Genomic DNA, 13,766 nt, shown 5'->3' on the forward strand with positions numbered 1-13,766 from the left:
GATTTGTATTAATAAAATTGTTTATATGGTTGATTGAAAGCTGTTAGGATTTCATCAGATGTTTGTGAATATTCTTTTGTTTCTTTCAAATCACCTTTTACAATAATACGTTCTGTAGCAGCAAGGTCTTCACAGGTTACTAATGTAATCTCATTGACCCCATCTCTATCATCAACTTCATCAACACGATCCGGTGTAACACGTTTGACTTCACGTATTTCATAAGTATAAACTTTATTTTTATCGGTTAGATAAATCTTCATACCATTTTTAGCGTTATCCAAAGGAGAAAATAACATTTTATTAGCATTATTGACACCAAAAATATGATGACTAGCTAGACTATAATTTCCTTTCCCCATCACTTGATCACGTTTCATCGTACCAGCACCATAGAAGAGATTGACATTATCAAGCCCTTTAAAAATTGGCAGATTCATTTCTAATTCAGGGACTGCAATTCCGCCGATAACTGGTAATTTTTGAGCATCCCATTGAGAAGCTAAAACCGCTTCAGAAGAGATCGCATTGACAGAATCAAAATCAAAATTTCCTTCTGTATCCTGATTTTCTTCTATTTTTTCTTTTGATACCTGACTAACTTGGTACTTATTGGTATTCCAAACTATGAAAATATCACGAATTTTAGCATTAAAAATCAAAGCAATTGATAGTAGTATCAGAAATCCTGCTAGGATATTTGTCAGCAGATTTTTTCGTTTGTTTTTCTTCTTATTATTTTTTTGAGACATTATGCTTCACCTTCTGTTTCGTTTTCTGTCCCAACTTCTTCTTTTTCTGCCGCTGCAACCGTAGTAAAGGTTACAATTTTAGCATCTTGATCCAGACGCATTACTTTAACTCCCATAGTTGAGCGTCCTGTTTGTGAAATATTGGCAACATTGGTTCGAATCATGACACCTGTATCAGTGATAATCATCAAGTCTTCATCACCTTTCACAGTCAAGAGACCTGATAGAGGACCATTTTTCTCAGCCACATTAGCCGTCTTCATTCCTTTACCACCACGACCTTTTGTTGGATATTCAGTCGCGACTGTACGCTTACCATATCCTTTTTCAGTAATGATAAGAACCTCGTCTTGATCAGTAATTACGCTAGCACCAACTACTGTGTCTCCCTCACGGAGATTCACACCTTTCACACCTGTGGCGATACGACTCATACCGCGAACGGCTGATTGATTAAAGCGAACTGCATAACCAAACTTGGTACCAATGATAATATCCGTATCTTCTTCTGTCAATAAGACATTAATTAGCTCATCTTCATCTTTAAGATTCAGTGCTTTAAGTCCATTTTGACGAATGTTAGCAAATTCCTTAACGCTGGTTCTCTTCACAATACCATGACGAGTTGTGAAGAAAAGATAAGCATCATCACTACGTTCAGACTCAACATTGATAATAGTCTGAATACTTTCGCCTTCATCCAATTTCAAGAGATTAACTACTGGTAGTCCTTTGGCCGTCCGACCATACTCGGGAATTTCATAACCTTTAAGACGATAGACACGTCCTTTATTTGTGAAGAAGAGCAGGTGATCATGGGTGCTAGTTGACACTAACTCTCGGACAAAATCATCATCTTTGACACCTGTTCCTTGAACACCGCGGCCACCACGTTTTTGAGCAGTAAACTCAGCTTGGTCCAGACGTTTGATGTATCCCTTGTTAGAAAGCGTAATCAAGACATCCGATTCTTCAATCAAATCCTCATCTTCAAGACTCAATACTTCACCGACCATCAACTCTGTACGACGTTGGTCGCCAAACTTACGCTTAACTTCATCCAATTCTTCTTTGATGATTTGAGAAACACGTTCTGGTTTAGCAAGAATATCTGCTAAATCCGCAATCAGAGCCAAGAGGTCATCATACTCAGACTGAATCTTATCACGTTCTAATCCCGTCAAACGGCGAAGACGCATGTCTAGGATAGCCTGACTTTGACGTTCAGAAAGCTTAAACTTACTCATCAACTCAGCTTGTGCTTCCGCATCTGTTTCACTAGCACGGATGATACGAATCACTTCGTCGATATGGTCCAATGCGATTAAGAGACCTTCTAAGATATGAGCACGCGCTTCCGCTTTTTCCTTATCAAAACGTGTCCGACGAACAACCACTTCTTTTTGGTGCTCAATATAAGCATCCAAAATCTGACGAAGAGACAAAATCTTCGGTACACCATTTTGGATAGCAAGCATATTGAAACCAAAGTTGGTTTGCATCTGGGTCATCTTAAAGAGGTTATTTAGGATAACATTGGCTGAAGCATCGCGCTTAACTTCGATAACAAATCGCACACCTTCACGGTTGGACTCATCACGTACTGCTGTAATCCCCTCAATGCGTTTTTCCTGAACCAAGCGAACAATATGCTCATGCACCTTGGTTTTGTTGACCATATAAGGAAATTCTGTTACAACAATGCGCTCACGACCAGTCTTAGTTTCTTCGATTTCAGTACGAGAACGAAGAACAATAGAACCTTTACCTGTTTCATAAGCCTTATGAATGCCTGATTTCCCCATGACAAGGGCACCTGTTGGAAAATCTGGTCCAGGTAAGACTTCCATCAAGTCCTTAGTTGTCACTTCAGGATTGTCCATAACTAACTTCACTGCATCAATGGTTTCACACAGGTTATGAGGGGGAATATTGGTCGCCATTCCAACGGCAATACCAGTTGCTCCATTAACTAAAAGATTTGGAAAACGAGCTGGCAAGACCAAGGGCTCACGTTCATTGGCATCATAGTTATCAACGAAGTCAACCGTATTTTTATTGATATCACGAAGCATCTCTAGAGCAATCTTGCTCATACGTGCCTCAGTGTAACGCTGAGCGGCAGCACCATCACCATCCATGGAACCAAAGTTTCCATGCCCATCTACAAGCATGTAACGGTAACTCCACCATTGAGCCATACGAACCATGGCTTCATAAATAGAGGAATCCCCGTGTGGGTGGTATTTACCCATGACGTCCCCTGTAATACGAGCAGATTTTTTATGAGGTTTGTCTGGAGTAACACCCAATTCATTCATTCCGTAGAGAATTCGACGGTGAACAGGTTTCAAGCCATCTCGAACATCAGGAAGAGCCCGCGCTACGATAACACTCATGGCGTAATCGATAAAGCTCGTCTTCATCTCCTTTGTCAGATTGACATTCACTAAATTTCTATCCTGCATTAATAAATGCCTCATTTCACTATTAGTAATTAATAATATTATACCATAATGTCCGCCATATTTCAGGTATCCAAATTAGCTAAAACGTTTACATCGAGAACTATAAGGCATATTCGTGACAAAGTTTTTTAAAAGTGATAGAATGAAGTTGTCTGGGGAAAATCCCCTAATAAAATTAAGGAGATGTTTAGAACAATGACTTCAACTAAACAACACAAAAAAGTTATTCTTGTCGGTGATGGTGCTGTAGGTTCATCTTACGCTTTTGCACTTGTTAACCAAGGAATTGCACAAGAGCTTGGAATTATCGAAATTCCACAATTGCATGAAAAAGCTGTTGGTGACGCGCTTGACCTTAGTCACGCCCTTGCCTTCACTTCACCTAAAAAAATCTATGCAGCTCAATACTCTGACTGTGCAGATGCTGACCTTGTTGTAATCACTGCAGGTGCGCCTCAAAAACCAGGTGAAACTCGTCTTGACCTTGTAGGTAAAAACCTTGCTATCAACAAATCAATCGTAACTCAAGTTGTTGAATCAGGTTTCAAAGGTATCTTCCTTGTTGCTGCTAACCCAGTTGACGTTTTGACTTACTCAACTTGGAAATTCTCTGGTTTCCCTAAAGAACGCGTTATCGGTTCAGGTACTTCACTTGACTCAGCTCGTTTCCGTCAAGCACTTGCTGAAAAATTGGATGTTGATGCTCGTTCAGTTCACGCTTACATCATGGGTGAACACGGTGACTCTGAGTTCGCTGTTTGGTCACACGCTAACATCGCTGGTGTAAACCTTGAAGAATTCCTTAAAGACACTCAAAATGTTCAAGAAGCTGAATTGATTGAATTGTTCGAAGGTGTTCGTGATGCTGCCTACACAATCATCAACAAAAAAGGTGCAACATACTACGGTATCGCAGTAGCCCTTGCTCGTATCACTAAAGCAATCCTTGACGATGAAAACGCAGTACTTCCACTTTCAGTATTCCAAGAAGGTCAATACGGAGTTGAAAACGTCTTTATCGGTCAACCAGCTGTTGTTGGTGCACATGGTATCGTTCGTCCAGTAAATATCCCATTGAACGACGCAGAAACTCAAAAAATGCAAGCATCTGCTAAAGAATTACAAGCTATCATTGACGAAGCATGGAAAAACCCAGAATTCCAAGCAGCTTCAAAAAACTAATTTAACTATAGACAACTCCTTGAATCATCAGGGAGTTGTTTTTTTCGGTATTTACACTCACATTACAAAAAGTATGGAACAAGCAACGATTTACTCTTTAGCTACAGTTGCATTAAATCAAAAGTAAAAACTTTGCCCACATACAAAAAGAGCCCATCATACAGGCTAGAAAGCTTGATATGAGAGGCTTTTTCATTTTAATTAGCGTACTGTACGGATACGCATTGTATTTGTACGAACAGCTTCTCCAAGTGGTACACCAGCTACGATAACGATATCGTCACCAGATTGTACAAGACCTGCTTCAACTGCTTTACGTTCAGCGATTTCGAACATATCGTCAGTTGAAGATGGAGCATCTGTCAACATTGGGATAACACCCCAGTTCAACATCAATCCACGTTCTGTCAATTCGTCGAATGTCAATGCCAAGATGTCAGCATTTGGACGGTATTTAGAGATCAAACGTGCAGTGTGACCTGTCTTAGTAAGAGTTACAACCAATTTGATATCCATCGAGTTAGTAGCATCTTTAACAGCTGAAGCCATTACTTCTGTCTTAGAGTTACGTTCAAATGAATCTGAGTTCAAACGACCGTATTCGTTAAGAAGAGTTTGAGCGTTCTTGTCGATTGTAGCCATTGTAGTTACTGACTCAAGTGGGTATTTACCGTTTGCAGACTCACCTGAAAGCATTGTTGCGTCAGTTCCGTCGATAACAGCGTTAAATACGTCTGATACTTCTGAACGAGTTGCACGTGGTTTTTCAGTCATTGTTTCAAGCATGTTTGTTGCAGTGATAACAACTTTACCTGCAGCATTGACTTTAGTGATGATCATTTTTTGGTAAACTGGAACCATTTCGAATGGTACTTCGATACCCATGTCACCACGAGCGATCATGATACCATCAGCAGCTTCGATGATTTCATCCAAGTTATCGATACCTTGTTGGTTTTCGATTTTAGCGAACAATTGAACATGGCCATTTCCAGTTTCTTCACAGATTGCACGAACTTCGTTCACGTCTTTTGCAGTACGTACAAACGAAATAGCGATGAAGTTGATACCTTGTTCAAGACCAAAGCGGATATCGTCGTTATCACGTTCAGCAAGAGCTGGGAAAGGAATTTTAGTGTTAGGAATGTTCACACCTTTTTGTTTAGCAATGATACCATCGTTTTCAACTTCAACTTCAAATTCACGAGTTGCGTCATCTTTAGCAACCACACGAAGACCAAGTTTACCATCGTCAACCAACACTTGACGACCAACTTCAACATCATCATAGATATCAAGAGCACCAGCAACGTTCAACGCAATCACTTCACGAGTTGATTTGATTCCTTGTTTAGTTGCAACACGGATTTTTTCACCAGTTTTGTATGAATACTCTTTAGCTTCACCTTCGAACAATTCTGTACGGATTTCTGGTCCTTTTGTATCAAGAAGGAAACCAACTTTTTTACCTGCAAGTTTTTCAGCAAGTTTAACAGTTGCCATACGCTCACCTTGTTCTTGGTGGTCACCGTGTGAGAAGTTGAAACGGAATGTGTTAGCACCAGCTTCAATCAATTTAGCAATGTTTTTAGCTGAAGCTTCAACATCAAGTTTTTCACCCCAGTATCCGTCCTCACCGAATTTTTTACCACCACGGATTTCTACCGCAGGACCCAAAGTTGCAACGATTTTTACACGTTTGTTCATGATTTTTGTGACTCCTTTATATATATGACCTTTTTGGTCTTATTAACTAAATTGTAAATTATGACAAGCTCTTATTCAAGCTAGATAGCTCAATATCGGCTTTGTGTGGATTGTTAACCACAATCTTACCTTCTGCAGTAAGGCTAAACAATGCTCCTTCTTCTGCAGTACCAAGAATTGGATTTTCAACCATTTTTTCGTTACGAATACCAACCGCAACACCACCGATACCTTCTTTAAGAAGTTTAACAGCATGGGCACCCATACGTGACGCCAATACACGGTCACGCGCAGTTGGAGAACCACCACGTTGAATATGTCCAAGTTCTGTCACACGAAGGTCGCTTGTATCCCCAGCTTCTTTTAGTTTTTTACCAAATTCAGCTGCTGACATCACACCTTCTGCCAAGACGATGATGTTGTGTTTTTTACCACACTCATAACCACATTTAATGCTTTCTACGATATCTTCAATCTTGAATCCTTCTTCAGGAATGATGATTTCATCAGCACCAGTTGCAATACCAGCCCAAAGAGCGATATCACCAGCGTTACGTCCCATAACTTCAATAACAAAAGTACGACGGTGACTTGATGATGTATCACGAATCTTATCGATAGCATCCATAGCAGTTGTAACCGCTGTGTCAAAACCGATTGTGAAGTCAGTACCAACGATATCGTTATCGATTGTACCTGGAAGACCGATAGCTGGGAAGCCATGTTCAGTCAAACGCATAGCGCCGTGGTAAGATCCGTCACCACCGATAACAACTACACCTTCAATTCCGTGTTTTTTCAATTGCTCAATCCCTTTAAGTTGCCCTTCAAGTTGAGCGAACTCTGGGTAACGAGCTGAGTGAAGGAAAGTACCACCACGAGAAATGATGTCTCCTACTGAAGCTGCATCTAGGGGATGAATTTCACCGGCAACCATACCAGCATATCCGTCATAGATACCAAACACTTCCATTCCTTCTGAAATTGCTTGACGAACAACTGCACGGATAGCAGCGTTCATACCAGGTGCGTCTCCGCCACTAGTCAAAACAGCAATACGTTTCATATTGGTTTATGCTCCTTTTTCTTTTAACATTCTTATTAATTATATCACATTTGATTTTAAAATTCTTCTATTTTCCGTATTTTTAGCGATAAATCGTTTTCATAACCATTTCATTCAATTTCGCTTCTAATTCATTGGATTTAGCTACAAAATGATGGGGAGAAACGATTGTTTTCTGTTCCTCTTCATACCTGATAATGACTGGGATTGGGCCTTTATACTGGTCTAAAATTCTCGAAATTTCTTGATCCGATTCATGATTTTTTACCTGTATCCAAAAGCGTTCAGCAACTGCTTCTCTTATTTCTTGTGCAATCATTTGCAGACGACCATCACGTGACTGGATTTTTCCTTTTATATAGTAGAAGGCTCCCTCTTTTATTTCCTGCCCAACCTGTCGATATAAGTCTGAAAAGAGGGTAACATCCAATTTTTTCTTACTATCATCTACCTGTAAGAAAGCCATGTTTTCGCCCTTTTTGGTACGAATTACTTTTATTTTCTGAACTTCAACCAAAATAATAGCGTAGCTATTTTCTGACAAATTCCCAATTGGGGTAATCGGGTAAATAGCCTTACTTGCAATAGCTTGTAGTGGATGTTTACTGACACCTATCCCTAAAAGCTCTTGTTCCATATAGAATTTTTCTTGATCTGTCCAATCTTCCGATTCCTGCCAACTATAAATAGTATCTCCAAACAAACTTCCTAACTCTTTTACAAATTCAAATAGATTAACTAAATTATTGAATACTTTTTGACGATTTTTTTCAAATAAATCGAAAAGACCAACTTTTACCAAAGGTTCTAGCAGAGGAAGTTTCAGATAATTCTCAGGTAATTTAGCTATAAAATCTTCAATGTTAGAATAGGGTCTATTTTCAAGAATCCATAGAGCTAAATCATTGCTGACTCCTTTAATCGATTTCAAACCTAGATAGATGGCCTTGTTGGCAATTTTATCGTGATAGGGAATAGTATTGATGGACAGAGGGACTACTTCAAAACCTGCTTCTAAGGCATCTATTACATAATCACTGTTGGCGGAATTCAACATGACCTGATAAAAAATGGCTGGATAATGCGTTTTGAAATAAGCCAACTGAAAGGCCAAGGCTGAGTATGCATAGGCATGTGACCTGTTAAAACCATAACCTGCAAACTTCTCCATGACATCAAAGACCTGCTCTGCCTTTTCCGCAGTATGTCCAGCTTCTAATGAACCTTGAATAAAAGAAGCCCTCATCTCATGCATAGCAGAGGCATCCTTTTTCCCCATAGCTCGGCGCAAAATATCGGCTTTCCCAAGACTAAATCCAGCAAATCGCTGGGCAACCTGCATAACCTGCTCCTGATAGAGCATAATGCCGTAGGTTGGAGCCAAAATATCCTCCAGCACTGGATCCAGAACCGTCACTCCTTCTTGCCCATGCTTTCTAGCTACAAAATTATTGATATAATCACTAGCACCTGGTCGATTTAGGGAAGTAGTTGCTACGACATCTTCAAAACAGACTGGTTGCACACGTTTGAGTAGGCGAATGGCACCAGGTTGTTCAAATTGAAAGATACCTTTTGTATTTCCAGACGCAAAAAGAGCTAGCGTTTCTCTGTCTTCCAAATCAATCTTGTTGATAACTATCTTAACACCTTCTGTTTCAGCAAGCAATTCTTGCATCTTCTGGACAAAGGTCAAATTTCTTAGTCCCAGAAAATCCATTTTCAAAAGCCCACTAGCTTCAACTCCATGAGCATCATACTGAGTCAGTGGAATTTCATCACCATGCTTTAGAGGAATGTAGTTGGTCAAATCTTGGTCACTGATTACAACACCAGCCGCATGGACAGAGGTTTGTCTTGGATAACCCTCAATCTTGCAGGCAATTTCAAAGGCTTTTTGGTATTCTAACTTACTATTGATTTGCTGACGAAACTGGAGATTGCCCTCATAGGCCGACTTAAGATTGTCCCGAAAACTGATTTTCTTAGTAATTGCAGATAATTCATACTCTGGAACACCAAAGCGTTTCAAGACATCTCGTAGAGCTTGCTTGGCTCCAAAGGTTGAAAAAGTAACGATTTGAGCTGCATGTTTACTGCCATATTTATTGCCAACATACCTGATAAAATCTGGACGATAAATATCAGGAATATCGATATCAATATCAGGCATAGTATAGCGTTCACGATTGAGAAAGCGTTCAAAAATCAGATTTTTCTCTACTGGGTCAATCCCTGTAATGTCTAAAGCATAGGAAACCAAGCTACCAACTGCTGAACCCCGTCCCATTCCCATATAGTAGCCATTCGAACGTCCAAAACGCAACAAATCCCAAACAACCAAGAAATAATCATCAAAGCCCATATCATGAATAACAGCCAATTCTTGGTCTAGACGGTCTTGATATTCTTTACTAGTCAACCCCTTCTGAGCAAGTCCCAGCTCAGCACGTTCTCTCAACTCTTCTACTGCTGGTCTCGCTGGATTAAAGCGAGGCAGTTTCAAACTAGTATCCAAATCGTAAGAAATACCTGAAATAAGCTTTTCTAAGTTTTCCAAGGCTTGAGGAAATCGTTCTAGGAATAATTTCTCTAAAGAACTTGCTGATATAAAAACATCTTGTCGCGAGCGTAAAGGGACTTCTCTGAGCGGTAGGTTTTCTTTGATTGCTGTTAATACTTGTAGAACTTCTCTATCCCTGCTTTCAAAGGCATTTACCCGATAGAGGGGCAAGATTGGATGATGAAATTCGCTGGCTAGTGTTTCCGGATAAACCCCTATATAGTAATCACAGCCTAGATTTAACAACTCCAGTCCATCAAAATAAGGCACAATTACCGCAATATCCTCCAAATACTGAGATAAAACTGACCAATTTTTCTCCCCCTGCATCTTGGCTGTTGAAAGCTTCATCAACTGCTGATAGCCTACACTAGATAGAGCTAAAAAGCGCAAATTCACATCTTTGTCATCTACAAGCACATTCATTTCAAGCCCTAACAAAGGATGAATGCCGTATTTTTTTGTAACCTCTAGAAACTCGAAAGCCCCATAAAGATTGTCAATATCCATCATAGCCAGATGAGTGTATCCATAGTCTTTTGCTACTCTCACATACTTGGTGATTGAAATGGCACTCTCCATAAAACTATAGACTGTTTTTGTATCTAGTTGTGCGATCAATTTACACTTCTCCTCTATCCTTCTCACTATATTATACCATTTTCAAAAAGAGAAAGACAAAAGCAATGACTCCTATCTCTATTTTATATTTTAAATAAGGCATTTTGGCTGAAAAAATAACAAATATATTTGCAGTAAAAATGTTTCTGTAAACTATTTTGAACTTTTTATCCCAATAAATGGATATCTCTTTTAAAGAAGTGAGATAAATCCACTCAAAATTCTTGTTAGATATCGTTTAATTTATGAATGCTATAGAATATCACATATTATTTCATATAAATTGTATTCATTATTCTTTAATTAATTTCTTTCTCACTTAATGATTCCCTTTCTCCTATTTTTTTGATATAATAACCTTAATTATTATTTTACAAGGAGGTTTTATGCGCTTTAATCAATTCAGCTATTTATCACTTCCAAGAGATACTATTTTATATGAATTAAAAAAGTATGGATTTGATTTTCCATCTGAGTCAACAAATAAAAAGATATTTGAGTCTTTTCTAGGTCGTTTCTTTTTCACTTATCAAGACACCAACTATCCACTTTCCATCCTAGCAGCTGATAAAAAAACAGACCTGCTAACATTTTTTCAATTAGAAGATGAACTGACAGCAGATATTTTTTATACTGTTGCTTTTCAACTTTTAGGCTTTTCTTATTTGGTTGACTTCGAAGACAGTGAAGCTTTTCGTAAAGAGACTGGATTTCCTATTATATACGGTGACTTGATTGAAAATCTCTATCAGTTACTCAATACTCGCACCAAAAAGGGAAATACTCTTATCGACCAACTTGTTAGTGACGGTCTTATTCCAGAGGATAATAACTACCACTACTTTAACGGCAAGAGTTTAGCAACTTTTTCCAGCCATGATGTCATTCGTGAAGTCGTTTACGTTGAGTCTCGTGTCGATACCGACCAAAAAGGGCTACCAGACTTAGTCAAGGTTAGCATTATTCGTCCTCGTTATGAGGGCCAAATCCCTGCCATCATGACAGCCAGTCCTTATCACCAAGGAACAAATGACAAGGCAAGCGATAAGGCTCTCTACAAGATGGAGGGCGAGCTTGAGGTTAAACCTGCTCATAAGATTGAACTAGAGGAACCTCAACTCAATCTCGTCCAACCTCAAGGCCAAGCTGAGCTTGTGTCAGAAGCTGAGGAAAAGCTAAGTCACATCAACTCTAGCTATACACTCAACGACTACTTCCTCCCACGAGGTTTTGCTAATCTCTATGTATCAGGTGTTGGTACCAAAGACTCTACTGGTTTCATGACTAACGGAGACTACCAACAAATCGAAGCTTATAAAAATGTCATCGACTGGCTCAATAGTCGTTGCCGTGCCTTTACCGACCACACGCGCCAGCGTCAAGTCAAGGCTGACTGGTCAAATGGAAAAGTAGCCACAACTGGACTTTCCTATCTTGGAACCATGTCCAATGGACTTGCGACTACAGGCGTCGATGGTTTAGAGGTTATCATTGCTGAGGCTGGCATTTCTTCATGGTACAACTACTACCGTGAAAACGGTCTGGTGACCAGCCCAGGTGGTTATCCAGGTGAGGACTTTGACTCCCTTGCTGAGTTAACCTATTCTCGTAATCTCTTGGCTGGCGACTATATCCGTTGCAATGAAGCTCACCAAGCTGACTTAGAAAAAGTAAAAGAACAACTAGATCGCAAGTCTGGTGACTACAATCAATTTTGGCATGACCGTAACTATCTGCTCAATGCTAATAAAGTAAAGGCAGAGGTTGTCTTTACCCACGGTTCTCAGGATTGGAATGTCAAACCACTCCATGTTTACCAGATGTTCCATGCTCTTCCTAATCATATAAACAAGCACCTCTTTTTCCATAATGGCGCACATGTTTACATGAACAACTGGCAGTCCATTGACTTCCGTGAGTCCATGAATGCTTTGTTGACAAAGAAATTACTGGGACAAGATACAGATTTCCAACTTCCTACTGTTATCTGGCAGGACAATACAGCCCCTCAGACTTGGTTATCACTTGATAAGTTCGGTGGGCAAGAAAACTTTGAAACCTTCTCACTTGGTCAAGAAGAGAAAGTCATTCAAAACCAGTACCCAGATAAGGATTTTGAGCGCTATGGTAAGACCTACCAGACCTTCAATACAGAACTCTATCAAGGGAAAGTCAATCAGATTACTATTGACCTTCCTGTGACTAAGGATCTTCACTTGAACGGTCGAGCTCAACTCAATCTTCGTATCAAATCCAGCACAAACAAGGGGCTTTTATCTGCTCAACTACTGGAACTTGGACAAAAGAAATACCTACAACCTTATCCAGCTGTTTTAAGTGCTAGAACCATTGACAACGGACGCTACCACATGTTGGAAAATCTCTGTGAATTACCATTTAGACCAGATGCACAACGAGTCGTGACAAAAGGTTACCTCAATTTACAAAATAGAAATGATTTACTGTTAGTAGAGGATATTACTGCAGATGAATGGATGGATGTGCAATTTGAACTACAACCTACTATTTACAAGTTAAAAGAAGGAGATACTCTTCGTTTAGTCCTCTATACCACTGACTTTGAAATCACCATACGTGACAATACTGACTACCACCTGACTGTTGATCTTGAACAGTCTACACTTATCCTACCTCACTAAAAAAGGAGTTAAATTATTATGAATAAATCTGAACACCGACACCAACTCATACGCGCTCTTGTAACGAAAAATAAGATTCACACACAAGCTGAGTTACAATCTCTTCTTGCCGATAATGATATTCAAGTTACACAAGCTACACTTTCGAGGGATATTAAAAGTATGAACCTCTCAAAAGTACGAGAAGAAGATAACTCTTACTATGTGCTCAATACAGGTTCTATCTCAAAATGGGAAAAACGCCTCGAACTCTACATGGAAGACGCCCTTGTCTTGATGCGCCCCGTTCAACACCAAGTCCTACTAAAAACCCTTCCTGGACTTGCTCAATCCTTTGGTTCTATCATTGATGCTTTGAGTTTCCCTGACGCTATCGCTACCCTCTGTGGCGATGATGTCTGCCTTGTCATCTGTGAAGATGCAGAGGCAGCCCAACATTGCTTTGAAGAGCTGAAACGGTTCGCCCCACCATTTTTCTTTGGTGAATAAACAGAAACTGAACTCAAAAACTGCAGAACTCTCAAAATTTTAAACAGTAGTGAATTGATGTCAGCTAACAGCTAGCGAATACAATAGCTGATTCCTACTGAAAAGTGAGCTATGCAGTTTTATACTCTTCGAAAATCAAATTCAAACCACGTCAGCGTCACCTTACCGTACTCAAGTACAGCCTGCGGCTAGCTTCCTAGTTTGCTCTTTGATTTTCATTGAGTATTAATAAAACAAAAAAAGAAATCTATCTCATAC

At 39.6% G+C, this 13,766-nt stretch carries 8 protein-coding genes; 3 read left to right on the forward strand and 5 right to left on the reverse strand.

All coding sequences use genetic code 11. The features are described from left to right. Window positions 1-8: 8 nt before the first annotated feature. A complete protein-coding gene (gene srtA / locus B7695_RS02375; RefSeq protein ID WP_000078842.1) occupies window positions 9-752 on the reverse strand; it encodes a sortase SrtA in 744 nt (247 codons plus the stop codon). Continuing rightward, the gene (gene gyrA, locus B7695_RS02380; RefSeq protein WP_084889548.1) at window positions 752-3,220 is read right to left on the reverse strand and encodes a DNA gyrase subunit A; all 2,469 of its coding nucleotides are present in this window, start codon (window positions 3,218-3,220) and stop codon (window positions 752-754) included. Before gyrA ends, srtA begins: the two co-directional genes overlap by 1 nt. Before the next feature lie 195 nt (window positions 3,221-3,415). Here gyrA and B7695_RS02385 point away from each other — a divergent pair, with 195 nt between their 5' ends. Beyond that, entirely contained in the window at window positions 3,416-4,402 is a 987-nt protein-coding gene (locus B7695_RS02385) for an L-lactate dehydrogenase (RefSeq protein WP_000204726.1), read from the forward strand. A gap of 201 nt (window positions 4,403-4,603) precedes the next feature. Here the strand turns inward: B7695_RS02385 and pyk are convergent, their stop codons facing one another. The 3 genes from pyk to B7695_RS02400 all read right to left on the reverse strand — a co-directional run bounded on the left by pyk (window position 4,604) and on the right by B7695_RS02400 (window position 10,359). Next, a complete protein-coding gene (gene pyk, locus B7695_RS02390) occupies window positions 4,604-6,109 on the reverse strand; it encodes a pyruvate kinase (RefSeq protein WP_001042819.1) in 1,506 nt (501 codons plus the stop codon). 58 nt (window positions 6,110-6,167) lie between these two features. Continuing rightward, window positions 6,168-7,175 carry a 6-phosphofructokinase gene (gene pfkA / locus B7695_RS02395; protein ID WP_000820862.1) on the reverse strand — a complete coding sequence of 336 codons (1,008 nt, stop codon included), beginning with the start codon at window positions 7,173-7,175 and terminating at the stop codon, window positions 6,168-6,170. 82 nt (window positions 7,176-7,257) lie between these two features. Continuing rightward, on the reverse strand, window positions 7,258-10,359 hold the full coding sequence (locus tag B7695_RS02400; RefSeq protein ID WP_192855712.1) for a DNA polymerase III subunit alpha: 3,102 nt from the start codon (window positions 10,357-10,359) through the stop codon (window positions 7,258-7,260). A 386-nt stretch (window positions 10,360-10,745) separates the two neighbouring features. On the opposite strand from B7695_RS02400, the gene B7695_RS02405 reads away from it, so the two are divergent. Next, complete coding sequence (locus B7695_RS02405; RefSeq protein WP_084889550.1) at window positions 10,746-13,019, forward strand: Xaa-Pro dipeptidyl-peptidase; 2,274 nt, start codon at window positions 10,746-10,748, stop codon at window positions 13,017-13,019. Between the two features lie 18 nt (window positions 13,020-13,037). Further along, complete coding sequence (locus tag B7695_RS02410; protein ID WP_084889551.1) at window positions 13,038-13,508, forward strand: arginine repressor; 471 nt, start codon at window positions 13,038-13,040, stop codon at window positions 13,506-13,508. Window positions 13,509-13,766 lie beyond the last annotated feature (258 nt).

This window comes from Streptococcus mitis, from assembly GCF_002096845.1.
Lineage (GTDB): Bacteria > Bacillota > Bacilli > Lactobacillales > Streptococcaceae > Streptococcus > Streptococcus mitis_A.

Coding starts and splice junctions, on each gene's coding strand:
- gyrA (WP_084889548.1), bottom strand. CDS start 3,220: ATGCAGGATAGAAATTTAGTGAATGTCAATCTGACAAAGGAGATGAAG.
- B7695_RS02410 (WP_084889551.1), top strand. CDS start 13,038: ATGAATAAATCTGAACACCGACACCAACTCATACGCGCTCTTGTAACG.
- srtA (WP_000078842.1), bottom strand. CDS start 752: ATGTCTCAAAAAAATAATAAGAAGAAAAACAAACGAAAAAATCTGCTG.
- B7695_RS02385 (WP_000204726.1), top strand. CDS start 3,416: ATGACTTCAACTAAACAACACAAAAAAGTTATTCTTGTCGGTGATGGT.
- pfkA (WP_000820862.1), bottom strand. CDS start 7,175: ATGAAACGTATTGCTGTTTTGACTAGTGGCGGAGACGCACCTGGTATG.
- pyk (WP_001042819.1), bottom strand. CDS start 6,109: ATGAACAAACGTGTAAAAATCGTTGCAACTTTGGGTCCTGCGGTAGAA.
- B7695_RS02405 (WP_084889550.1), top strand. CDS start 10,746: ATGCGCTTTAATCAATTCAGCTATTTATCACTTCCAAGAGATACTATT.